Here is a 24,259-nt window from a genome sequence, read left to right as displayed (position 1 = left end):
CGTTACCATCGCCGGCAATTAAGCGAAGAGATGCGGCATGTATATCTATCGATTGGTGCTGATCCTGGTGGTGGGGATCTACCTGTTCTCACCGGCCATCATGGACTGGTGGATCGACCCCAATGGGGCCTGGTACCGCCCCTACCTGCTGTGGCTGATCCTGATAGTCGTGACCTTTATTCTGCAGAGTCAGCGTGATGCCGATGAGCTCTGACCCGCTGCGGCGCGACGTACGTGACCGTTCCTTACCTTTATTCGCTGCAGAGCCAACGTGATGCTGACGAGCTTTAGCCTGAGCCAGCTGATTTTGATCAGCGCTGCCTACCTTCTTATTCTGTTCGGCGTGGCCTGGATCAGTGAACACGGCCTGATTCCACGCTGGGTGATCCGCCATCCACTGACCTACACCCTGTCGCTCGGCGTCTACGCCAGCGCCTGGGCCTTCTACGGCACAGTGGGGTTGGCCTATCAATACGGTTACGGTTTCCTCGCCAGTTACCTAGGGGTGTCCGGGGCGTTTCTGCTGGCGCCGGTGCTGCTCTACCCGATCCTGCGTATCACCCGCACCTACCAGCTGTCATCCCTGGCCGACCTGTTCGCCTTCCGCTTTCGCAGCACCTGGGCCGGCGCGCTGACCACGGTGTTTATGCTGATCGGTGTGCTGCCGCTGCTGGCCCTGCAGATTCAGGCGGTCGCGGACTCCATTGGCATCCTCACCCGCGAGCCGGTGCAGGAGCGCGTGGCACTGGCCTATTGCGGGCTGATTATTCTGTTCACCATCCTGTTCGGCGCGCGGCATATCGCCACCCGCGAAAAACATGAAGGCCTGGTGTTCGCCATCGCCTTCGAGTCGGTGGTCAAGCTGGTGGCGATCAGCGTGATTGGCCTGTACGCCCTGTACGGCGTATTCGATGGCCCGCAGGACCTGCAATCCTGGCTGGTGCAGAACCAGTCTTCGCTGACCAGCCTGCACACACCGCTGCAGGAAGGCCCATGGCGCACCCTGCTGCTGGTGTTTTTCGCCTCGGCCATCGTTATGCCGCACATGTACCACATGACCTTTACCGAGAACCTCAACCCGCGCGCCATGGTCAGCGCCAGCTGGGGTCTGCCGCTATTTCTGCTGCTGATGAGCCTGGCAGTGCCGCTGATTCTCTGGGCCGGGCTCAAGCTCGGCGCGACCACCAACCCGGAATATTTCACCCTCGGCGTGGGGATCGCGGTCAATAGCCAAACCCTGGCGTTGATCGCCTACGTCGGCGGCCTGTCGGCCTCCAGCGGCTTGATCATCGTCACCACCCTGGCGCTGTCGGGCATGGTGCTCAACCATGTGGTGTTGCCGCTGTACCAGCCGCCGTCGGAAGGCAATATCTACCGCTGGCTGAAGTGGACCCGCCGCGCGCTGATCCTGCTGATCATCATGGCCGGCTACGGCTTCTATCTATTGCTCGGCGCGGAACAGGACCTGGCCAACTTGGGCATTGTCGCCTTCGTCGCCACCCTGCAGTTCCTTCCCGGCGTGCTTTCGGTGCTGTACTGGCCGACCGCCAACCGCAAAGGCTTTATCGCCGGGCTGCTGGCGGGTATCGGCGTTTGGGTGGTGAGCATGCTGTTGCCGATGCTCGGCAACCTGCAGGGGCTTTACCTGCCCTGGTTCAACGTCATTTATGTGCTGGATGACAGCAGCTGGCACCTGGCGGCCATCGGTTCGCTGGCGGCCAACGTACTGGTGTTCACCCTGGTGTCGCTGTTCACCGAAGCCAGCCCGGAAGAGAAAAGCGCCGCCGAAGCCTGCGCCGTGGATAACGTGCGCCGCCCGCAGCGCCGTGAACTGCTGGCCGCCTCGCCGCAGGAGTTTGCCGCGCAACTGGCCAAACCCCTGGGCGCCAAGACTGCCCAGCATGAAGTCGAGCAAGCCCTGCGCGACCTGCATCTGCCGTTCGATGAAGGTCGGCCCTATGCCCTGCGCCGCCTGCGTGACCGCATCGAGGCCAACCTCTCCGGCCTGATGGGCCCCAGCGTCGCCCAGGACATCGTCGAAACCTTCCTGCCTTATAAAGCCGGCAGCGAAACCTATGTCACCGAGGACATCCACTTTATCGAGAACCGCCTGGAGGACTACCACTCGCGCCTCACGGGCCTGGCCGCCGAACTCGACACCCTGCGCCGCTACCACCGCCAGACCCTGCAGGAGCTGCCCATGGGCGTCTGCTCGCTGGCCAAGGATCAGGAGATCCTGATGTGGAACAAGGCCATGGAAGAACTCACCGAAATCCCCGCCCAGCGCGTGGTCGGCTCGCGCCTGAACACTCTCGGCGAACCCTGGCGCGGCCTGCTGCAGAACTTTATCGAACTGCCCGACGAGCACTTGCACAAACAGCGCCTGGCCCTCGACGGCCAGACTCGCTGGCTCAACCTGCACAAGGCGGCCATCGACGAGCCCCTGGCGCCCGGTAACAGTGGCTTGGTGTTACTGGTTGAAGACCTCACGGAAACGCAGATGCTCGAAGACAAGCTGGTGCATTCCGAACGACTGGCCTCCATCGGTCGCCTGGCCGCCGGCGTGGCGCATGAGATCGGCAACCCGATCACCGGCATCGCCTGCCTGGCGCAGAACCTGCGCGAAGAGCGTGAAGGCGACAGCGAGCTGACCGAGATCAGCGAACAGATCATCGAACAGACCAAGCGCGTGTCGCGCATCGTCCAGTCGCTGATGAGCTTTGCCCATTCCGGCAGCCATCAGAACAGCGAAGAACCAGTCTGCCTGGCCCAGGTCGCGCAGGACGCCATCGCCCTGCTGGCCCTCAACCGACGCAGCGTCGAGGTGCAGTTCTTCAACCTCTGCGATTCCGACCACTGGGTGGTCGGTGATCCGCAGCGCCTGGCCCAGGTGCTGATCAACCTGCTGTCGAACGCCCGCGATGCGTCACCGCCGGGTAGCGCGATCCGGGTCAAGAGCGAACGTTTCGAGCACACCGTCGACCTGATCGTAGAAGACGAAGGCAGCGGTATTCCCAAGGCAATCATCGACCGTTTGTTCGAACCCTTCTTCACCACCAAGGACCCGGGCAAAGGTACGGGACTGGGCCTTGCACTGGTCTATTCGATCGTGGAAGAGCATTATGGACAGATAACAATCGACAGCCCGGCCGACCCCGAGCTTCAACGCGGCACCCGCATTAGGGTCAGCCTGCCGAGGCATGTCGAGGCGACGTCCATAGCGACTTAAACCAGCTACCAGCGAGCATGCCTGCCAGGCCCCTTAGTCCAGCGGCATGCCCCGAGACCGTCGAGAGACCGAATTGATGCCTCATATTTTGATCGTCGAAGACGAAACCATTATCCGCTCTGCCTTGCGTCGCCTGCTGGAACGTAACCAATACGAAGTCAGCGAAGCCGGCTCGGTGCAGGAAGCGCAAGAGCGCTTCAGCATCCCCAGCTTCGACCTGATCGTCAGCGACCTGCGCCTGCCAGGCGCACCCGGCACCGAGCTGATCAAGCTCGGCCAGGGCACCCCGGTGCTGATCATGACCAGCTACGCCAGCCTGCGCTCGGCGGTCGACTCGATGAAGATGGGCGCGGTCGATTACATCGCCAAACCCTTCGACCACGACGAAATGCTCCAGGCCGTGGCGCGCATCCTGCGCGATCACCAGCAGGCCAAGAGTACCCCGGCGCCGACCACCGGCACGGCGAAAGCCAGCGCCGACAAGGTGGTGGACAACAGCAACGGCGAAATCGGCATCATCGGCTCCTGCCCAGCCATGCAGGAGATGTACAGCAAGATCCGCAAGGTCGCGCCCACTGACTCCAACGTGCTGATTCAAGGCGAGTCCGGCACCGGTAAAGAACTGGTCGCCCGCGCCCTGCACAACCTCTCGCGCCGCGCCAAGGCGCCGCTGATTTCGGTGAACTGCGCCGCCATCCCGGAATCGCTGATCGAATCCGAACTGTTCGGCCATGAGAAAGGCGCCTTTACTGGCGCCAGCGCCGGGCGTGCGGGCCTGGTGGAAGCCGCCGACGGTGGCACCCTGTTCCTCGACGAAATAGGTGAACTGCCCCTGGAAGCTCAAGCGCGTCTGCTGCGTGTGCTGCAGGAAGGCGAGATTCGCCGGGTTGGCTCGGTGCAATCGCAGAAGGTCGATGTGCGCCTGATCGCCGCGACCCACCGCGACCTGAAAACCCTGTCGAAGATCGGCCAGTTCCGTGAAGACCTGTATTACCGCCTGCACGTAATCGCCCTGAAACTGCCGCCGCTGCGTGAACGCGGTGCGGATGTGATCGAAATCGCCCGCGCCTTCCTGATTCGCCAGAGCACCCGCCAGGGCCGTCTCGACCTGAGTTTTGCTGCCGATGCCGAACAGGCCATTCGTCATTACCCCTGGCCGGGTAACGTGCGCGAGCTGGAGAACGCCATCGAGCGCGCGGTGATTCTCTGCGAAGGCAGCAGCATTTCCGCCGAGCTGCTGGGCATCGATATCGAACTGGACGACCTGGAAGACGACTTCACCGGCCTGCCCGCGCAAAGCGGCGGCCTGGGCCATGAGCCGAGCGAACCAACCGAAGACCTGTCACTGGAAGACTACTTCCAGCACTTCGTGCTGGAACACCAGGACCATATGACCGAGACCGAACTGGCACGCAAACTCGGCATCAGTCGCAAATGTTTGTGGGAGCGCCGCCAGCGCCTGGGCATTCCACGGCGCAAATCTTCGGGGGCAACCGCAGGCTAGAGGCCTGCGCCAAGGTGACAGACACGCACACACAAGGTTCCACAGTCTGTTACCCATTCAACACTTAGTAACAAAAGCCGGGTCTTATGGTAACGAGAACCCGGCTTTTTTATGCCACCCCAGCACCCTCATCACAGCTCAAACCCTTGTTTTTAAAGGGATTGCAAAAACTGGCACGGGTTCTGCTTTATTGCTGGCACAACAACAATAACAAGCACGCTCCAAACCTAATAAAAATAAGACGTACCGACTCCAGCACAATAAAAACAACAACGCGGAGGCGCAGCTAACTGATTCTTTTGGAAAGGAATTGCCTTTGGGGTTCGCCCCAAAACCAGGCTGAGAATAATAAAACTGCCCTAAGGCAGCGCCAGAACTGGTTGGGTCACTGTGTGATCATGGCAGCATCAGCATCCAAAGCAATCCGTTTGCTCTTGATTCCCAGCTTGGGAAGTTTTCCAAAAGTCCTTGACTGGATGGAACGGGTAAATCAACAAAAACAACAAGCCCGCCATAATAATAAAAAAAGAGCACGCACCAATTTGGGGGGGAGCTTCGGCTCCCCCAGTAGCTTCAAACTCCCCGCCTGCAGTAGTCTCCCGCCGTTTCCTGCATCAACCCCCGACTCAATGCTAGAATCCGCGCCATTCCTGCGGCCGGCATATACTCTGGCCAGTCATTTAGTCAAACAGTGCCTCCCATGCTGAAAAAGCTGTTCAAGTCCTTTCGTACCCCCATCCGCCGTGGCAAACACTCGCACAGCACGCCTGAAGTGCTGAGCAGCAGCCAGCACCCGATCGAGCGCGGGGAAATCAGCCGCTACGCCATCAGCGTGGTCGAACGCCTGCAACAGGCCGGCTACCAGGCGTATCTGGTCGGTGGTTGCGTGCGCGACCTGCTGCTGGACATCGACCCCAAGGATTTCGACGTGGCCACCAGCGCCACGCCCGAGCAAGTGCGTGCCGAGTTCCGCAACGCCCGGGTAATCGGTCGGCGCTTCAAGCTGGTCCACGTGCATTTCGGCCGCGAGATCATCGAAGTCGCCACCTTCCGCGCCAACCATCCCGAAGGTGATGAGGAAGAGAACAGCAACCTGTCCTCACGCAACGAGAGCGGACGCATCCTGCGCGACAACGTCTATGGCAGCCTGGAAGACGACGCCCAGCGCCGCGACTTCACCATCAATGCGCTGTATTACGATCCAAGCACCGAGCGCATTCTCGATTACGCCAATGGCGTGCACGACATCCGCAATCACCTGATCCGCCTGATCGGTGACCCGACCCAGCGCTACCAGGAAGATCCGGTGCGCATGCTGCGCGCGGTGCGTTTTGCCGCCAAGCTGGATTTCGACATCGAGAAACACAGCGCCGCGCCAATCTACAAACTGGCTCCGCTGCTCGGCGGCATCCCCGCCGCGCGCCTGTTCGATGAAGTGCTCAAGCTGTTTCTCGCCGGCTATGCGGTGTACACCTACGAGCTGCTGGTGGATTACGGCCTGTTCGGCCAGCTGTTCCCGGCCAGTGCCGAGGCACTGAAACTCAACCCGGACTACACCGACCAGTTGATCCGAAATGCGCTGGACAACACCGACCTGCGCATCCATCAGGGCAAGACGGTGACTCCGGCCTTCCTCCTTGCAGCATTGCTTTGGCCGGCCCTGCCAGCCCGCGTGATCAAACTGCAGGACCGCGGCATGCCGCCGATCCCGGCCATGCAGGAAGCCGCTCACGAGCTGATCAGCGAGCAATGCCAGCGCATCGCCGTGCCCAAGCGCTTCACCATGCCGATCCGTGAAATCTGGGATATGCAGGAACGCCTGCCACGCCGCAGCGGCAAACGCGCCGACATGCTGCTGGAAAACCCACGCTTCCGCGCCGGTTACGATTTCCTGCTGCTGCGTGAAAGTGCCGGTGAGGAAACCGGTGGCCTCGGCGACTGGTGGACCCGCTATCAGGATGTTAGCGACAGCGAGCGGCGCAATATGATCCGCGACCTCAGCAGCAAGGACGATGGCCCCGCCGGCCCGCGCAAGCGCAAACGCAGCAACAGCAAGCGCAAACGCGGCCCGGCCAGTGACGCCGCCAGCCCCGCCGCGAGTGAATGATGGAGCGTGTGTATATCGGCCTGGGCAGTAACCTGGCCACCCCGCTCGAACAACTGCGCAGCGCCCTGGCCGCCCTGGCCGCGCTGCCGCACACCCGCCTAATCGCCCAGTCGTCCTTCTATGCCAGCGACCCGCTCGGTCCGGCGGATCAGCCACGCTACGTCAATGCCGTGGCCGCGCTGGATAGCGAACTCAGCCCACTAGCCCTGCTTGATGCGCTGCAAACCATCGAGCTGGAACAGGGCCGCACGCGCAAGGCCGAACGCTGGGGGCCGCGCACCCTCGACCTGGATATCCTGCTGTTCGGCGAACGCCAGCTGGATGAGCCACGCCTGACCGTGCCGCACTACCATATGCACGCCCGCGCCTTTGTCCTCTACCCGCTGGCCGAGATCGCACCCGACCTGCAGCTGCCGGATGGCCGCACGCTGGCCGAGCTGCTTGATGCATGCCCCTTTGTCGGGCTGGAACGGCTCAACACATTTGAAACCGTCACGAGCGAAGGTTAGGCAAGGCAAAAGCAGGCGAAAAAGCGGAGTGTACGTCTGTACATGAGCATTTTGAGTCTGCTTTTAACGCTGCATAACCGAGCGCAGTAGGTTTCATTGGCGGTAACGCCAGTAACAGGCCGGTAACACCTGCAATTGACTTCGAGCCCCCCCATCAGGACTATAGGCGTCCCGTTGCCCCGCACCGGTGCAATTCGAGGCCAATGCAGGCCAACTTGAAGCAGCACAACTGCTGACTGAACGCCTGAGTGAGGACAGTTTTCATGCCTGATGTAACCCTGACCACCCTGCAAAGCCTCAAGCAGAGCGGCGAGAAAATCGCCATGCTGACCTGCTATGACGCCACGTTCGCCCAGACGGCCTGCCAGGCCGGTGTCGATGTGTTGCTGGTGGGCGATTCCCTCGGCATGGTCTTGCAAGGCCATGACAGCACGCTGCCCGTCACTGTCGCCGAGATGGCGTACCACACTGCCAGCGTTAAACGCGGCAACCAGGGCGCGCTGATCCTCGCCGACCTGCCGTTTATGGCCTATGCCACCATTGAGCAGACCCTGAATAACAGTGCCGCGCTGATGCAGGCTGGCGCGCATATGGTCAAGCTCGAAGGCGCGGCCTGGCTGGCCGAGCCGATTCGCCAACTGGCCGAGCGTGGTGTACCGGTTTGCGCCCACCTGGGTTTGACCCCGCAGGCGGTCAACATCCTTGGTGGTTATAAGGTGCAGGGCCGTCAGGAATCCCAGGCGCGGCAGATGCGTGCCGACGCCATGGCGCTGGAGCAAGCCGGCGCCGCCATGCTGCTGCTCGAATGCGTACCCAGCGAGCTCGCTGCTGAAATTAGCCAAGCCGTAAAAATCCCGGTGATCGGCATTGGCGCCGGCGGCGCAACCGACGGCCAGGTACTGGTACTGCACGACATGCTCGGGCTGTCGCTGAGCGGTCGCACGCCGAAGTTCGTGAAGAACTTTATGGCCGGCCAGAGCAGCATCCAGCACGCCATCAGCGCCTACGTCAAAGCCGTCAAAGACCAGAGCTTCCCAGCAGCCGAACACGGATTTTCTGCATGAACACAGTTAAAAGCGTGCGCGAATTGCGCGCCGCTGTCGCCCAGGCACGCGCCGAAGGCAAACAGATCGCCTTCGTCCCGACCATGGGCAACCTGCACGCCGGCCACGCCGCACTGGTGGAGAAAGCCGCCCAGCGCGCGGACTTCGTGGTCGCCAGCATCTTCGTCAATCCGTTGCAGTTCGGCCCCAGCGAAGACCTCGACAAGTACCCACGCACCCTGCTCGCCGACCAGGAAAAACTGGTCGAAGCCGGCTGCCACCTGCTGTTTACCCCGGATGTTGAAGAAATCTACCCGCACGGCATGGACGGCCAAACTCGCGTTAGCGTGCCGGAGGTTTCCGAAGGCCTGTGCGGCGCCAGTCGCCCAGGGCACTTCGAAGGCGTCGCCACCGTAGTGAGCAAGCTGTTCAATATGGTGCAGCCGGACCTGGCAATTTTTGGCCAGAAGGATTTCCAGCAACTGGCCGTAATCCGCACCCTGGTGCGCGACCTGAACATGCCGATCCAGATTATCGGCGAGCCCACCGTACGCGCCGAAGATGGCCTGGCGCTGTCCTCGCGCAACGGTTACCTGAACGCCGAACAGCGTGAAGCCGCACCCGTGCTCTACCGTTCACTGCAGGAGATGGCCGCAGCGATTCGCGATGGCAACCGCGACTACGCCACGCTGGTTGCGGCAGCGCAGCAGCAACAGAGCGCCGCCGGTTTTCGTCCGGACTATTTGGAAGTACGCGAATCGAACAGCCTGCGCCCGGCCACCGCCGATGATCGTCAGCTGGTGATTCTGGTGGCCGCCTTTATTGGCAGCACCCGGCTGATCGACAACCTGGCCTTCGACCTCGATACTCCAGCCTGATCAACAGGCACTGACAGACCACTGCAAACACCGTCGCGGCAACCCAGACGGTTTTCAGGGGTCTACTTGGGCAGGTTCGCCAGCCGCACCTGCCAGCTACACTCCAGGCCCGGATCACTCCGGGCCTTTTTGCATGATTGATTGGACGCACACAGGAAAGGAACACGCACCGATGGCCTATTACCAGCAACCGCATGACGTCACCACCCTGCCCGCCTGGCAGGCGCTGCGCGCGCAGCGCGAGCAGATGAACGACTTCAGCATGCGTGAGGCCTTTGCCAGCGATCCGCAACGCTTTAACCGTTTCTCCCTGAGCAGCTGCGGCCTGTTGCTGGATTACTCGAAGAACCTGATCGACGAAAAGGCCCTGAACCTGCTGGTGCAACTGGCCGAACAGGCCGGCCTGCCGGAGTCCATCAACGCCCTGTTCAGCGGCGAGCAGGTCAATGCTTCCGAAGGCCGCGCGGCCCTGCACACCGCCCTGCGCAGCCCGATTGGCCGGCGCCTGGAGCTCGATGGCGTCGACCTGATCCCGCAAGTCCATCGCGTGCTCAATCAGATGACCGAGCTGGTCAGCCGCATTCACAGCGGCCTATGGCGCGGTTACAGCGACAAACCGATAACCGAGGTGGTGAATATCGGTATCGGCGGTTCGTTCCTCGGCCCGCAACTGGTTTCCGAAGCGCTACGGCCCTTCACCCAACGCGGCGTGCGCTGTCACTACCTGGCCAATATCGACGGCAGCGAGTTCCGTGAGCTGACTGCGCGCCTGAACCCGCAGACCACACTGTTTATCGTCTCGTCAAAATCCTTTGGCACCCTGGAAACCCTGAAGAACGCCCTGGCCGCACGCGACTGGTACCTGGCCCTGGGCGGCCCGGAAGCCGAACTGCACAAGCACTTTATTGCGGTGACCAGCAATCCGACTGCCGCCATCGACTTCGGCATCAAGGCGGAAAACATCTTCCCGATGTGGGACTGGGTCGGCGGGCGTTATTCGCTGTGGTCGGCCATTGGCTTGCCAATCGCCCTGGCCATCGGCATCTCCAACTTCAAGGAACTGTTGGCCGGCGCCTACGCCATGGACCAGCACTTTACCCAGGCGCCGCTGGCCGAAAACATGCCGGTATTAATGGCCCTGCTGGGCATCTGGTACGGCAACTTCTGGGGCGCGAAAAGCCAGGCGATCCTGCCCTACGACCACTACCTGCGTAACTTCACCAAACACCTGCAACAGCTGGATATGGAGTCCAACGGCAAGTCGGTGCGCCAGGATGGCAGCCCGGTAACGTTCAACACCGGTCCGGTGATCTGGGGCGGCGTTGGCTGCAACGGTCAGCATGCCTACCACCAGTTGTTGCACCAGGGCACCGAGCTGATCCCAGCGGACTTTATCGTGCCGGTGAACAGCTTCAGCCCGCTGGCCGACCATCACCAGTGGCTGTTTGCCAACTGCCTGTCGCAGAGCCAGGCGCTGATGCACGGCAAGACCCGCGCTGAGGCTGAGGCCGAGCTACGCGGCAAAGGTCTGGATGAGGCAGAAGTACAGCGCCTGGCGCCGCACAAGATGATTCCCGGCAATCGTCCGAGTAATATCCTCGCGCTTAACCGCATCGACCCATTCGGCCTCGGCGCGCTGGTCGCGCTGTACGAACACAAGGTGTTTGTGCAGAGCGCCATCTGGGGCATCAACGCCTTCGATCAGTGGGGCGTCGAACTGGGTAAGGAACTAGGCCAGGGCGTCTACCAGCGCCTGACCGGCCAGCTCGACACACCGGCCAGCGATGCTTCGACCCAAGGTCTGATCCAGCACTTCCGCGAGCGTCATCGCGGCTGATCCACGGCGACTGAGCACAAGGCCAGCACTTGAACCAAGCACCCGCTTGGGTGCACCCTTACGGGCATTGCGGAACACAACAACAAGGACCCGCCATGTTCGAAATTACCCGCCATCCCGTGCCCGACGCCGTGCGCCAACGCGCCCACCTGAACAACGACGACTACCTGCGCCTGTACCAACAGTCGATTGAGCAGCCGGAAACCTTTTGGGCCGAGCAGGCCAAGGCCTTCCTTGACTGGAGCAAACCCTGGACCAGCGTGCAGCAAGGCGACCTGCTCAGCGGTTCGGGCTCCTGGTTCAAGGGCGGGCAACTGAACGTCAGCTACAACTGCATCGACCGCCACCTGGAAAAGCGCGGCGAACAGATCGCGCTGATCTGGGAAGGCGACAACCCCAGCGAATCCGCCCATATCACCTACAACAAGTTGCACCACAACGTCAGCCGCCTGGCCAACGTGCTGAAAAGCCGTGGGGTGAAAAAGGGCGACCGGGTGTGCATCTATATGCCGATGATCCCCGAGGCCACCTACGCCATGCTCGCCTGCACGCGTATCGGCGCGGTGCATTCGGTGGTGTTCGGCGGCTTCTCCCCAGATGCCTTGCGTGACCGCATCCTGGACTCCGACTGCCACACTGTGATTACTGCCGATGAAGGTGTGCGCGGTGGCAAGTACGTGGCGCTCAAGGCCAATGTCGACAAAGCCCTGCAAAGCTGCCCGGCAGTCAGCACGGTGGTGGTGGTTGAGCGCACCCAGGGCGAGATCGATTGGGTCGATGGCCGCGATATCTGGTACCACCAGGCCCTGCGCGACGCCGACGGCGATTGCCCGCCGGAGCCGATGGACGCCGAAGACCCGCTGTTTATCCTCTACACCTCGGGCAGCACAGGCAAACCCAAGGGCGTGCTGCACAGCACCGGCGGCTACTTGCTGATGGCGGCCATGACCCACAAGTACGTGTTCGACTACCACGAAGGCGATATTTACTGGTGCACCGCCGACGTCGGCTGGGTCACCGGGCACAGCTACATCGTCTACGGCCCGCTGGCCAACGGCGCCACCAGCCTGATCTTCGAAGGCGTACCCAATTACCCCACCGCCTCGCGCTTCTGGCAGGTGATCGACAAACATCAGGTGAACATCTTCTACACCGCGCCCACCGCTCTGCGCGCGCTGATGCGTGAAGGCAGCGGCCCGGTCGAATGCACCGAACGCACCAGTCTGCGCCTGCTCGGCAGCGTCGGCGAGCCGATCAATCCGGAAGCCTGGGAGTGGTATTACAACGTGGTCGGCGAACGCCGCTGCCCCATCGTCGACACCTGGTGGCAGACCGAAACCGGTGCCATCCTGATCACCCCACTGCCCGGCGCCACCGACCTCAAACCTGGCTCGGCGACCCGGCCGTTCTTCGGCGTACAGCCGGTGCTATTGGATGAACAGGGCAAAGAGATTGATGGCGCAGGCAGCGGCGTACTGGCAATCAAGGACAGCTGGCCAAGCCAGATTCGCAGTGTCTACGGTGACCATCAGCGGATGATCGACACCTACCTCAAGCCTTACCCCGGTTACTACTTCAGCGGTGACGGCGCGCGCCGCGACGAGGACGGTTACTACTGGATCACCGGGCGCGTGGACGACGTGATCAACGTCTCCGGCCACCGCATCGGCACCGCCGAGGTGGAAAGCGCCCTGGTGCTGCATGATGCCGTCGCCGAAGCCGCGGTGGTCGGCTACCCGCATGACATCAAGGGCCAGGGCATCTACGCCTTCGTTACGCCGATGAACGGCGTGGAGCTCAACGACGCATTGAAGAAGGAACTGCTGGCCCTGGTCGGCAAGGAAATCGGCAGCTTCGCCAAACCCGAGCTGATCCAGTGGGCACCCGGCCTACCGAAAACCCGTTCGGGCAAGATCATGCGGCGCATCCTGCGCAAGATCGCCTGCAACGAGCTGGAAAACATGGGCGACACCTCGACCCTGGCTGACCCCACGGTGGTTGACGGGCTGATCGAGCAACGCCTGAACCGCTGAACCCAGAGGTAGGGCGGCCATGCACACAACATGGCCGTCCTGCAGAGCCGCTATGGAATTTCTTCGCCGCCGTATCGAAAGCCAAGTCCTTAGCCTGAGCGGTATCGCCCTCGGCCAGATCGACTTCGAAAACCCCAAGGGCGACCCCGGCCTATTCGGCCCGGACTCGGTGAGCTGGCAGGTGCATGGCGACTTCACCAGTATGCTGATCGGCGGCATCAGTGCCCTGCTCCTGCAAGCCCTGCACCCACTGGCATTGGCCGGCGTGTGGGACCACTCGAATTTCCGTGATGACCTGCTCGGCCGCCTGCGCCGCACCGGGCAGTTTATTTCCGGCACCACCTATGGCTCACGCGCCGATGCCGACTGGCTAATCGACAAGGTCAAAACCATTCACCTCAAGGTCAGCGGCACCGCCCCGGATGGCCGCGCCTATGCCGCCAGTGATCCAGCGCTGCTGACCTGGGTGCATGTGGCTGAGGTGAACAGCTTTCTCCAGGCCCACCTGCGTTACCGCAACCCGCAGCTGAGCGAAGCCGATCAGGACCGCTATTACGCGGAAATCGCGCTGATCGCCGAACGCCTGGGCGCCACCCAAGTGCCGCGTTCGCGCGCAGAAGTCGCCGCCTACCTGACGGCTGTGCGCCCTGAACTGCTCTGTGATGAACGCTCGCTGGAGATTCTGCGCATCCTGCTCAACGCACCAGCCCCGAGCGCCCTCGCCGCCCCGGCGGCCAAGCTGTTGATGCAGGCCGGTATCGACCTGCTGCCGGATTGGGCACAAGAGATGCTCGGCCAGCAGATCAGCCCGGCACGCAGCCGGGTAATCCACGTCGGCGTGCACAGCCTGGCCCCGGTGCTGCGCTGGGCGGTACGCGGCGGCGCCATCCACCGCGCGCGCAAACGTTTGCAGTTGCCATCGCGCGGCTGACCGGTCGGTTCGCACGCTGGCCGTAAACAAAGCCGCTGTGCCACCATAGCGACCTTTCGCGGCCCGCCGCGCCTGTCACTTGTGAGGATCGCGTTATGCAAGACGTCGTCATCGTTGCCGCCACCCGCACCGCCATCGGCAGCTTTCAGGGTGCGCTGGCGAATATCCCGGCACCGGAACTGGGTGCTGCGGTAATCCGCCGCCTGCTGGAACAAACCGGCCTGGACGGCGCGCAGGTCGACGAAGTGATCCTTGGCCAGGTGCTGACCGCCGGCAGTGGGCAGAACCCGGCGCGTCAGGCGGCAATTCTCGCCGGCCTGCCGCACGCCGTGCCAGCGCTGACCCTGAACAAGGTCTGCGGCTCGGGCCTGAAAGCCCTGCACCTCGGTGCCCAGGCGATCCGCTGCGGCGATGCCGAGGTGATCATCGCCGGCGGTATGGAAAACATGAGCCTGGCCCCCTACGTCATGCCTGGTGCGCGCACCGGCCTGCGCATGGGTCATGCCAAACTGATCGACAGCATGATCACCGACGGCCTGTGGGATGCCTTTAACGACTACCACATGGGCATCACCGCCGAGAATCTGGTCGACAAGTACGGCATCAGCCGCGAAGCCCAGGACGCCTTCGCCGCCGCCTCGCAGCAGAAAGCCGTCGCTGCTATCGAGGCCGGCCGCTTTGTCGATGAAATCACCCCGATCATGATTCCGCAGCGCAAAGGCGACCCGGTTGCCTTCGCTACCGATGAGCAGCCGCGCGCCGGGACCACCGCCGAATCGTTAGGCAAACTTAAGCCGGCGTTCAAGAAGGACGGCAGCGTCACCGCCGGCAACGCCTCCAGCCTCAACGACGGCGCTTCCGCCGTGCTGCTGATGAGCGCCGCCAAAGCCCAGGCACTCGGCCTGCCGGTACTGGCGAAGATCGCCAGCTACGCCAACGCCGGCGTAGACCCGGCGATCATGGGCATAGGCCCGGTCAGCGCCACCCAGCGTTGCCTGGCCAAGGCCGGCTGGAACCTGGCTGACCTGGACCTGATCGAAGCCAACGAAGCCTTCGCCGCACAAGCCTTGGCAGTCGGCAAAGAGCTGAATTGGGACGCGAGTAAAGTCAACGTCAACGGCGGCGCCATCGCCCTCGGCCACCCCATTGGCGGCTCCGGCTGCCGCGTGCTGGTGACACTGCTGCACGAGATGATCAAGCGCGACGCCAAGAAAGGCCTCGCCACCCTGTGTATCGGCGGCGGTCAGGGCGTAGCACTGGCGATCGAACGGGCCTGATAACACCGCTCAGCTATAGCGACAAAAAAGCCGGCTCCCATCAATCAAGGGACCGGCTTTTTTATTTACCATCGACAGCAATGATGATTGCTATTGACCGCCTGCGTTTCTCAAGAGTCGGGCTGCGGCGCAACATTAGCCCCGTAGCCACTTACCCCACTCTTCCGAGGACACCCAGATGAACAAGTACCTGATCGCTTCCCTGCTTGCCGCCAGCCTGACCAGCAACGTTTTCGCCGCAGACGGCGCAGAACGCACCCTGAGCAACCGTATCGCCGCTGATGGTTTTGACCGTACCAGCATCAACCGCATCGCCGAAGATGGTGCAGATCGCACTGGCGGCAACCGCGTAGCTGCTGACGGCGCTGACCGCACTGGCGCTAACCGTATCGCCGAAGATGGTGCTGATCGTACTGGTGGTAACCGCGTAGCTGCTGACGGCGCTGACCGTACTGGCCGCAACCGCATCGCTGCTGATGGTGCAGACCGCACTGGCGTTAACCGCATCGCTGCTGATGGCGCTGACCGCACTGGCGGTAACCGCATCGTCTGATCGAATAACACTCGCAAATTAAAGGGCACCTTAGGGTGCCCTTGCTGTTTTTGCCGAGCCTGCGTCCCGGCAGGTGAATCTTGATAAACTGCGCGCCCTCCTTTTTCGAGTCGCCGCGCATGCCCTCTCTCGATCAGGCGCTGCGCGCCGCACTGCATAACCGTCAAGACCTGCTGGCCGAGCTACATCAGCAAGGCACCGACTGTTATCGCCTGTTTCATGGCAGCCAGGAAGGTGCCGGCGGCCTGACCATCGATCGTTACGGCCCGCAATTGCTGGTACAGAGTTTCCACCAGAGCCTGAGTCGTGACGAACTGCTGCAACTGGCCGAGCAGTGCCAGACCAGCCTTGGGACGCAACTGCTACTGGTCTACAACGACCGCTCCGAGGGCAACTCGCGGATCGACCGCACTGACGCGGTCTACCAAGCCGAGTCGGCCGCCCTAGAAGACCTGATCGGTCATGAATGGGGCCTCAATTACCGCGTGCGCGGTCGCCATGCAGGGCAAGATCCGCTGCTGTTTCTCGACCTGCGTAACGCCCGCTGCTGGGTCAAAGCGCACAGTGCCGGCAAGTCAGTGCTCAACCTATTCGCCTACACCTGTGGCGTCGGCTTGAGCGCGGCTGCAGGTGGGGCCAGCGAAGTGCTCAACCTGGACTTTGCCGAGGGCAACCTGGCGGTCGGTCGCGAGAATGGCCAGCTCAATCCGCAGCTTCTGCCCATGCAGTTTGTGCAATCGGATTACTTCCCGGCGATTCGCCAACTGGCCGGCCTGCCGATCAATGCGCGGCGCGGGCAGAAACTGCCGCACTATCCGCGCCTTGAGCAACGTCAGTTCGACCTGGTGCTGCTCGACCCGCCGGCCTGGGCCAAGAGCGCTTTCGGCACCGTCGATCTGCTGCGCGATTACCAGAGCCTACTCAAACCCGCAATTCTCGCCACCGCCGATGATGGCGTGCTGATCTGCTGCAACAACCTGGCAAAAGTCGCCATGGCCGACTGGCGCGAACAAGTGCTGCGCTGCGCGGAAAAGCTTGGCCGCCCGGTACGTGATTGGCAGGTGCTGCCGCCGGCTGCGGACTTCCCCTCACAGGATGGCCAGCCACCGCTGAAAACCCTGATCCTGCAGTTCTGATCCACGCGCAAGTTCGCAGAAAATCCCCGCGCAGAGCCTCTGCGGAACTGCACACGCGTGCCATACTCCAAGGCACTTCTCGTCGGGATAGATGACGTTTTTATGCTTAAAGGAATAAAGCGCGCTGCCAGCGCCATTGTTATCGCTGTTGCCCTCTACAGCCTGCTGGGCTTTCTGATTCTGCCCGGTATCGGTTTGCGCATCGCCAACCAGCAGCTGGCGCAATACGCCGAAGTACCCGCCACGCTGCAACGCTTGCAACTCAACCCGTTTAGCCTGGAGCTCAGCCTCTGGGGCCTGCAGATTGGCGAAGCCGACCAGCAGCAGATCGCCTTCGAACGCCTGTATGCCAATCTGCAACTCGACAGCCTGTGGAGCGGCGTATTGCATCTGGCTGATATCGAGCTGGACAAGCCGCACAGCGAAGTGCTGTTCGGCAAGGACGGTCGGCTTAACCTGACCCAACTGTTCAAAGTGCCGGCCAGCCCGCAGCCCGCCGTCGAAGAACCGGCCGGCGAGCCGTTCCCGCTGCGTATAGCGCGGATCAAACTGAGCGGCGGTAACGTGCACTTCCAGGATCTGCGCCCCAGCGAGCCGATCGAGTTTGTCTACGACGACCTCAGCTTCGAACTGCACAACCTCAGCACCCTGCCCGACGACAATGCCGACATGAGCCTGGTCGCCACCGGCCCCAATGGCGGACGCCTTGACTGGACCGGGCGCATCAGCCTGGTGCCGATCAGCTCCAGCGGCAATCTGAAACTCACTGACGGCAAGCTGAAAGGCGTCTGGCCTTATGTGCGCGATGCTGTGCCGCTGGTTCTGGAAGACGGCATCGTTAACCTCAACAGCGACTACAGCCTGAACCTCGCCAAAGGCACCGAACTGCTACTGAGCAACACCCAGCTCAGCGTCAGCAGCTTTGCCATCAAGAGCCCGGAGGACAAACCGCTGCTGCGCCTGGAAAGCCTGGATATCAGCGAAACCAGCGTGGACCTGGCCAAGCAACAGGTCATAGTCGGCAAGATTCGGAGCCAGAAGCTGGAAACCTGGGCCGCACGCGAGGCCGATGGCCAGCTCGACTGGCAGAAATTGCTGGCCAGCCAACCCGCCAAACCGGCTCCAGCTCCAGCTCCAGCTCCAGCTCCAGCTCCAAATGAGGGTGGCGCAGGCTCTGCGGCAACAGAAGCCGAACCGGTAAAAGAGCCAAGCGAACCGACCACCGCAGAGCAATCCGCCGACCTGGAAACCGCAACTGCAGGCCAGCCGGAAGAGCCCAGCAAACCTTGGCAGGTGGTCCTGCGTGATGTGCAATTGCGCGACTATCAGGTGCATCTGGCCGACCGCGCCGGTGGTGCGGAAGTCAAAATCGACCTGGCGCCACTCAACCTCGATCTGAACGACTTCGACAGCCTGGGCACGTCGCCCTTCGGCCTCAAGCTCGACACGGGAGTGAACAAGACTGGGCAGATCAAAGCCGATGGCCAGGTACAACTGACCCCAACTACGGCCAAGCTGCAGGTGGCCACCCGCGATATCGACCTGCGCCTGGCGCAGACTTACCTGAGCCCCTTCGTGCGTCTGGAACTGCGCAGCGGCAAACTCGGCAGCGACCTTGCGGTTGACCTGCAGAGCGTCGAACCACTGGCCTTCAGCATTGGCGGGCAAGCCGAGATCAACCAGCTGCATACTCTCGACACACTCAAGGACCGCGACTTCCTCAAGTGGCAGCAAGTGCTGGTGGAAGGGATCGACTATCAACACGGCAAGGGCCTGGTGATTGGCCAGGTCAAACTGCAGCAGCCCTATGTGCGCTTTATCATCAACGAAGACCTCACCACCAATATCAACGACCTGATGATTCCACAGCCGGAAGAGGCCAACGCCAAGCCCGCAGCGGCGAGTAAACCGTTACCGATGCGCATCGGCGGTATCAGCATCAAGGATGGCTCGGCGAACTTTGCCGACTTCAGCCTGACGCCCAACTTCGCCACGGCCATCCAGCAACTCAACGGCCAGATCGGCACACTCGACAACCAGAGTCCGAAAACCGCCAGCGTCGATATTCAGGGCAAGGTCGACAAGTACGCGCCCGTCAGCATCAAGGGCAAGCTGACGCCGTTCGACCCGATGAACAGCCTGGATATCGCCACCAGCTTCAAGAATGTCGAGCTGACCACCCTCACGCCTTATTCCGGCAAGTTCGCCGGCTTCCGCATCCGCAAGGGCCGCCTCAACCTCGACCTGCATTACCAGATCGAGAAAGGCCAGCTCAACGCCGAGAACAAACTGCTACTGGAAGACCTGCAGCTGGGCGAAAAAGTCGACAGCAAAGACGCCATGGACTTGCCAATTCGCCTGGCCATTGCCCTGCTCAAAGACACCGACGGCAATATCAGCATCCAGCTGCCCGTGCAGGGCGACCTCAACAGCCCGCAGTTCAGCGTTATGCCCATCGTCTGGCAGACCCTGCGCAACCTGGTACTACGCGCCGCGCAGGCACCGTTCAAATTTATCGGCGGCCTGGTCAGCGGTGGCAGTGACGTTGACCTCAGCACCGTGCGCTTCAATGCCGGCGACAGCGAACTCGACGGCGATGCACAGAAGGCCCTGGACACCCTGGCCAGCGCCTTGAAGGAGCGTCCAACCCTGCGCCTAGAAGTCGAAGGCATGAGCGCGCAGAGCAGCGACGGCCCGCCGCTAGCCGCCGCGCGCCTGGAGCGCGAATACCAGAACACCTGGTACAAGATGCTGCAACGCCGCGGCGATGATGTGCCCGCCGAAGCCAGTGAGCTGGTGGTGGATGAGGACGATAAGGCGGTGCTGCTCGAAGGCATCTACCGCACCCGCCTCAAGCAGCAACCACCGGCCGAATGGGCCGAACTTGAAGACGAAGAGCGCAGTGCGAAAATGCGTGAAGGCGTGCTGCAGTTCTGGGCGCAGAGCGAACTGCTGCAGCGGCAGCTGGCCCAGGCGCGGGCGGCAGAAATAAAGAGTTATCTGGTCGAGCGCGGCGGCCTAGCCGACGAACGCATCTACCTGCTGGATGTCAATATTGCACAGGCTGACGCCGATGGCCGCGTCGCCACCACCCTGCATCTCGGCAGCGAGTAAGGTCTTCGTAATATGCGTGCATTGGCTACAACGCTGCTCCTTGCCCTGACGGGCGCATCGTCTCTGGCTCAGGCTGAGACCTTGCGCTGCGGCAGCCAATTGATAAGCCTGGATGACCGGCGCTTCGAGGTGCTGCAGAAATGCGGCGAACCAGCCTTCCGTGATTTGGTCGGCTACTCCCTCGGCCCAAACGAGCGCCGCGAATACCAGATCGAGGAATGGGTCTACGGCCCGGATAACGGCATGCTGAGCATCCTCACCTTCGAAGGCACGCGCCTGCGTGCCATCGAACGACGTCGTAGTCGCTAACCCATGAAACGCCTGATTACCGCTCTGCTGGTGTTTGCGCCCTTCTGCGTACAGGCCTCTTCGACCCTGCGCTGCGACAGCGGGCTGGTCAGCCTTGATGACACCACCAGCGAAGTCAGCAGCAAATGCGGCGAACCACTCAGCCGTGACTTTCTCGGTTATCGCGAAGTGCTGGATGAATACGGTTTCTACAATGAAGTCGCGGTCGAAGAATGGTCATACGGACCGCGCAACGGCATGTACCAATTTCTGCGTTTCCAAGGCAACCGACTAATCAAGATCGACAGCAAACGCCGTAATTAGCAACACCCAGCACTCATCCAAACCAACGATAAGGACATTGCACCATGCAACGGATAGCACTCAGCCTCTCCCTGCTGCTTCTGGCAACCAGCGCCCAGGCCAGCACCCTGCGCTGCGAGAAAGGCATCGCCAGCACCGGCGACCGCACCACAGAGGTCGCCAGCAAATGTGGCGAACCAATTGCCCGCGACATGCTGGGCTACACCCTGGATGCCCACGGCAATAACGAATTCCTCGTCGAGGAGTGGGTCTATGGACCGCGCAACGGCATGAACTACTACCTGCGATTCGAAGGCGGCCGCCTGAAGAGCGTGGAAAGTAAACGCGGCAGCTAAGCCCTTCCAGAAGAGCCATAAAAAAGCCCCGCAGGTTATGCCTGCGGGGCTTTTTTACGCCTGATTACAGCTTGCTGCTGAAATCACGCAGCTCGTCCTGAGCCTTTTCCTTGGTCCAGCCGTAGCGCTCTTGCAGCTTGCCGGCCAAGTACTCGCTATGGCCTTCAGCGACGTCCAGGTCATCGTCGGTCAGGTTGCCCCAACGCTCCTTGATGCGGCCATTGATTTGCTTCCACTTGCCTTTGATTACGTCAGCATTCATCTGTTTGTCCTCGTCGTTGAGTGGCGGCCAGGCCCATGAAAGCGCCTGGCACGCAGCCATGGATTACTGAGCGGTTTTCAGCGCTTCAGCGGCTACTGCTTTCACACCTTTGATCTCGCCGGCCTTGGCAATCGCCAAGTCACGCTCGACCGAGCTGGCCACAACCCCGGACAGTGCCACCACACCCTGGTTGGTTTCGACCTTGATATCGATGCCGCTCAGGTTGCTGTCAGCCAGAAAGGTCGACTTCACTTTGCTGGTAATCCAGGTATCGGTTACCGCATCTTCTGCCTTATCCATGGTTTCACTGGCAGCCAGCATGACCGGTTGCACGGTCGGAGTGCCAGCAGCCAGAACCGGCCCGGCGAGCAGCACACTCAGGGCGGTAGCGGTCATGGCGGTTACGGCGAAATGCTTGATTGGCTTTTTCATAAATAATGCCTCCTGCGTGTACTGAACAATCTGCAAGCCAGTACGAGCTGCAGTCTCCCCAGTACTATCGCAAGTGCTGTGCCAACCCATTAAAAGTAATTTTATATCTAAATATCAATAACTTAGATAAATACAAAAACAGCCTGAGTCGTGCAATCTGCATGTTGGGACTATCTGCACAAGGCATATTGCACGACAGCTGTTGCCCCACTGACGGCTCGGCTTTTCGCAGGCAAAAAAAGAGGGCCCCGAAGGGCCCTCTGTTCTGCGCTTAAGCAATCCGGCGATTAAACGCCCGACGCCTTGGCAGCAGCTACATCCTTGATCGACAGCTTGATACGGCCGCGGTTGTCTACGTCCAGTACCAGTACTTCAACTTCCTGACCTTCTTTGAGAATGTCAGTCACCTTCTCAACGCGAGCATCGCTCAGCATGGAGATGTGCACCAGGCCGTCTTTGCCCGGCAGGATGTTGACGAAGGCGCCGAAGTCGACGATGCGCTCAACCTTGCCGACGTAGATCTTGCCGATTTCAGCTTCAGCGGTAATACCCAGAACGCGCTGACGCGCAGCCTCGGCCGCTTCCTTGGTTTCGCCGAAGATCTTGATCGAACCGTCGTCTTCGATATCGATCGACGCCTTGGTTTCTTCGCAGATCGCGCGGATGGTTGCACCACCTTTGCCGATCACGTCGCGAATCTTGTCCTGGTCGATCTTCATCGCGATCATGGTCGGTGCGTTGGCCGACAGCTCGGTACGCGATTGCGCGATCACCTGGTTCATCTGACCGAGAATGTTCAGGCGTGCTTCCAGTGCCTGATTCAGGGCGATTTCCATGATTTCTTCGGTGATGCCCTGGATCTTGATGTCCATCTGCAGCGCAGTGACGCCATTGGCGGTACCGGCTACTTTGAAGTCCATGTCGCCCAGGTGGTCTTCGTCGCCGAGGATGTCGGTCAGAACGGCGAACTTCTCGCCTTCCTTAACCAGACCCATGGCGATACCGGCAACCGGTGCCTTCATCGGTACACCGGCGTCCATCAGGGCCAGGGATGCACCGCAAACCGAAGCCATGGAGCTGGAACCGTTGGACTCGGTGATTTCCGAAACCACGCGGATGGTGTACGGGAACACGTCGGCAGCTGGCAGCATGGCCTGAACCGAACGACGGGCCAGGCGGCCGTGACCGATTTCGCGGCGGCCAGTAGCGCCCATACGACCACACTCGCCCACCGAGTACGGCGGGAAGTTGTAGTGCAGCATGAAGGGGTCTTTGCGCTCGCCTTCGAGGGTGTCGAGCAGCTGAGCGTCACGCGCGGTACCGAGGGTGGCAACTACCAGCGCCTGGGTTTCGCCACGGGTGAACAACGCCGAACCGTGGGTCTTGGCCAGTACACCGACTTCGATGTTCAAGCCACGTACGGTACGGGTGTCACGGCCATCGATACGCGGCTTGCCGTTAACGATGTTCTCGCGCACGGTGCGGTATTCGATTTCGCCAAAGGCGTCTTTGACTTCACCGGCAGACGGCTGGCCTTCTTCACCGGAGAACTTGGCAACGATTTCATTGCGCAGTTCGCCCAGACGGGCATAGCGCTCGTGCTTGACGGTGATGGTGTAAGCCTGGGAGATCGCCTCGCCGAATTCGCTACGGATAGCGCTCAGCAGTGCAGTGTTCTCAGCTTTTGGCTGCCAGTCCCAGGTCGGCTTGGCGGCTTCGGCGGCCAGCTCGGCAACCGCGTTGATCACAACCTGGAATTCGTCGTGGGCGAACAGTACGGCGCCCAGCATCTGGTCTTCGGTCAGCTCTTTGGCTTCCGATTCAACCATCAGCACGGCGTCTTTGGTACCGGCTACGACCATGTCCAGGCTGGAAGCCTTGAGCTGCTCGTAAGTCGGGTTCAGCAGGTAGCCGGTTTCCGGGTGGAAAGCTACGCGCGCGGCACCGATAGGGCCGTTGAACGGAATGCCGGAGATGGCCAGAGCAGCCGAGGTACCGATCATCGCAGCGATGTCCGGATCGGTCTTCTTGCTGGTGGAGATCACGGTGCAGATGACCTGCACTTCGTTCTGGAAACCTTCAGGGAACAGCGGACGGATCGGGCGGTCGATCAGACGCGAGGTCAGGGTTTCTTTCTCGGAAGGACGGGCTTCACGCTTGAAGAAACCGCCTGGGATCTTGCCGGCTGCGTAGGTTTTTTCCTGGTAGTGCACGGACAGCGGGAAAAAGCCTTTGCTTGGGTCGGCAGTCTTGGCGCCGGTTACGGCAACCAGTACAGCGACGTCGTCGTCAACGGTGACCAGCACTGCGCCGGAGGCTTGACGGGCGATACGGCCTGTCTCGAGGGTAACGGTCGATTGACCGAACTGGAACTTCTTGATTACCGGGTTCACGGTGTTTTCCTTCTCTTTGTTGCCCTTGGGGAAAGCGTTTCTTGCAACCGTTCTATCACGTCAACGTGAACAAA

Annotated in this window: 20 protein-coding genes; 17 read left to right on the top strand and 3 right to left on the bottom strand. The window is 61.3% G+C overall.

Annotation, left to right across the window (positions count from 1 at the left end):
- The first annotated feature begins 37 nt into the window (after positions 1 to 37).
- From Q8O69_RS21455 to Q8O69_RS21375, 17 genes are all read left to right on the top strand, one after another.
- Positions 38 to 214 (top strand): hypothetical protein, encoded by a 177-nt coding sequence (locus Q8O69_RS21455; protein WP_003244646.1) that lies wholly within the window; start codon positions 38 to 40, stop codon positions 212 to 214.
- 60 nt (positions 215 to 274) lie between these two features.
- On the top strand, positions 275 to 3,229 hold the full coding sequence (locus tag Q8O69_RS21450; RefSeq protein WP_305594420.1) for a sensor histidine kinase: 2,955 nt from the start codon (positions 275 to 277) through the stop codon (positions 3,227 to 3,229).
- Between the two features lie 76 nt (positions 3,230 to 3,305).
- A complete protein-coding gene (locus Q8O69_RS21445; RefSeq protein WP_305594418.1) occupies positions 3,306 to 4,733 on the top strand; it encodes a sigma-54 dependent transcriptional regulator in 1,428 nt (475 codons plus the stop codon).
- A gap of 700 nt (positions 4,734 to 5,433) precedes the next feature.
- Positions 5,434 to 6,840 carry a polynucleotide adenylyltransferase PcnB gene (locus Q8O69_RS21440; RefSeq protein WP_305594416.1) on the top strand — a complete coding sequence of 469 codons (1,407 nt, stop codon included), beginning with the start codon at positions 5,434 to 5,436 and terminating at the stop codon, positions 6,838 to 6,840.
- Complete coding sequence (gene folK, locus Q8O69_RS21435) at positions 6,837 to 7,349, top strand: 2-amino-4-hydroxy-6-hydroxymethyldihydropteridine diphosphokinase (RefSeq protein WP_305594414.1); 513 nt, start codon at positions 6,837 to 6,839, stop codon at positions 7,347 to 7,349. The genes Q8O69_RS21440 and folK overlap by 4 nt, the downstream gene beginning before the upstream one ends.
- Before the next feature lie 263 nt (positions 7,350 to 7,612).
- A complete protein-coding gene (gene panB / locus Q8O69_RS21430) occupies positions 7,613 to 8,413 on the top strand; it encodes a 3-methyl-2-oxobutanoate hydroxymethyltransferase (RefSeq protein ID WP_305594411.1) in 801 nt (266 codons plus the stop codon).
- Positions 8,410 to 9,270, top strand: coding sequence for a pantoate--beta-alanine ligase (gene panC, locus Q8O69_RS21425; protein ID WP_305594410.1), 861 nt, complete (start codon positions 8,410 to 8,412; stop codon positions 9,268 to 9,270). The genes panB and panC overlap by 4 nt, the downstream gene beginning before the upstream one ends.
- 172 nt (positions 9,271 to 9,442) lie before the next feature.
- Positions 9,443 to 11,107: a glucose-6-phosphate isomerase gene (gene pgi / locus Q8O69_RS21420; protein ID WP_305594408.1), complete on the top strand. Its 1,665-nt coding sequence runs from the start codon at positions 9,443 to 9,445 to the stop codon at positions 11,105 to 11,107.
- A gap of 95 nt (positions 11,108 to 11,202) precedes the next feature.
- The gene (gene acs / locus Q8O69_RS21415; protein ID WP_305594406.1) at positions 11,203 to 13,140 is read left to right on the top strand and encodes an acetate--CoA ligase; all 1,938 of its coding nucleotides are present in this window, start codon (positions 11,203 to 11,205) and stop codon (positions 13,138 to 13,140) included.
- 52 nt (positions 13,141 to 13,192) lie between these two features.
- On the top strand, positions 13,193 to 14,071 hold the full coding sequence (locus tag Q8O69_RS21410; protein WP_305594404.1) for an oxygenase MpaB family protein: 879 nt from the start codon (positions 13,193 to 13,195) through the stop codon (positions 14,069 to 14,071).
- Positions 14,072 to 14,166: 95 nt separating this feature from the next.
- Positions 14,167 to 15,348 (top strand): acetyl-CoA C-acetyltransferase, encoded by a 1,182-nt coding sequence (locus tag Q8O69_RS21405; protein ID WP_305594402.1) that lies wholly within the window; start codon positions 14,167 to 14,169, stop codon positions 15,346 to 15,348.
- A gap of 178 nt (positions 15,349 to 15,526) precedes the next feature.
- Positions 15,527 to 15,901 (top strand): hypothetical protein, encoded by a 375-nt coding sequence (locus Q8O69_RS21400; protein WP_305594400.1) that lies wholly within the window; start codon positions 15,527 to 15,529, stop codon positions 15,899 to 15,901.
- Positions 15,902 to 16,020: 119 nt separating this feature from the next.
- Complete coding sequence (locus Q8O69_RS21395; RefSeq protein ID WP_305594398.1) at positions 16,021 to 17,037, top strand: class I SAM-dependent rRNA methyltransferase; 1,017 nt, start codon at positions 16,021 to 16,023, stop codon at positions 17,035 to 17,037.
- A 102-nt stretch (positions 17,038 to 17,139) separates the two neighbouring features.
- Positions 17,140 to 20,151 (top strand): DUF748 domain-containing protein, encoded by a 3,012-nt coding sequence (locus Q8O69_RS21390; protein ID WP_305594396.1) that lies wholly within the window; start codon positions 17,140 to 17,142, stop codon positions 20,149 to 20,151.
- Positions 20,152 to 20,163: 12 nt separating this feature from the next.
- Positions 20,164 to 20,460, top strand: a complete 297-nt coding sequence (locus tag Q8O69_RS21385) for a DUF2845 domain-containing protein (RefSeq protein WP_305594395.1) — start codon at positions 20,164 to 20,166, stop codon at positions 20,458 to 20,460.
- Between the two features lie 3 nt (positions 20,461 to 20,463).
- Positions 20,464 to 20,763: a DUF2845 domain-containing protein gene (locus Q8O69_RS21380; protein WP_305594393.1), complete on the top strand. Its 300-nt coding sequence runs from the start codon at positions 20,464 to 20,466 to the stop codon at positions 20,761 to 20,763.
- 44 nt (positions 20,764 to 20,807) lie between these two features.
- Entirely contained in the window at positions 20,808 to 21,098 is a 291-nt protein-coding gene (locus Q8O69_RS21375; protein WP_170049074.1) for a DUF2845 domain-containing protein, read from the top strand.
- A 64-nt stretch (positions 21,099 to 21,162) separates the two neighbouring features.
- Here the strand turns inward: Q8O69_RS21375 and Q8O69_RS21370 are convergent, their stop codons facing one another.
- The 3 genes from Q8O69_RS21370 to pnp all read right to left on the bottom strand — a co-directional run bounded on the left by Q8O69_RS21370 (position 21,163) and on the right by pnp (position 24,185).
- Positions 21,163 to 21,360 carry a CsbD family protein gene (locus Q8O69_RS21370; protein ID WP_305594391.1) on the bottom strand — a complete coding sequence of 66 codons (198 nt, stop codon included), beginning with the start codon at positions 21,358 to 21,360 and terminating at the stop codon, positions 21,163 to 21,165.
- A 63-nt stretch (positions 21,361 to 21,423) separates the two neighbouring features.
- Entirely contained in the window at positions 21,424 to 21,792 is a 369-nt protein-coding gene (locus Q8O69_RS21365; protein ID WP_304870946.1) for a BON domain-containing protein, read from the bottom strand.
- A 287-nt stretch (positions 21,793 to 22,079) separates the two neighbouring features.
- Positions 22,080 to 24,185: a polyribonucleotide nucleotidyltransferase gene (gene pnp, locus Q8O69_RS21360; RefSeq protein WP_305594389.1), complete on the bottom strand. Its 2,106-nt coding sequence runs from the start codon at positions 24,183 to 24,185 to the stop codon at positions 22,080 to 22,082.
- Positions 24,186 to 24,259: the final 74 nt, after the last annotated feature.

Source organism: Pseudomonas sp. (assembly GCF_030690725.1).
In the GTDB taxonomy this organism is placed as follows: domain Bacteria; phylum Pseudomonadota; class Gammaproteobacteria; order Pseudomonadales; family Pseudomonadaceae; genus Aquipseudomonas.
Note: the sequence above shows the minus strand (reverse complement) of the source record. Positions and strands in the feature narration are given on the sequence as shown.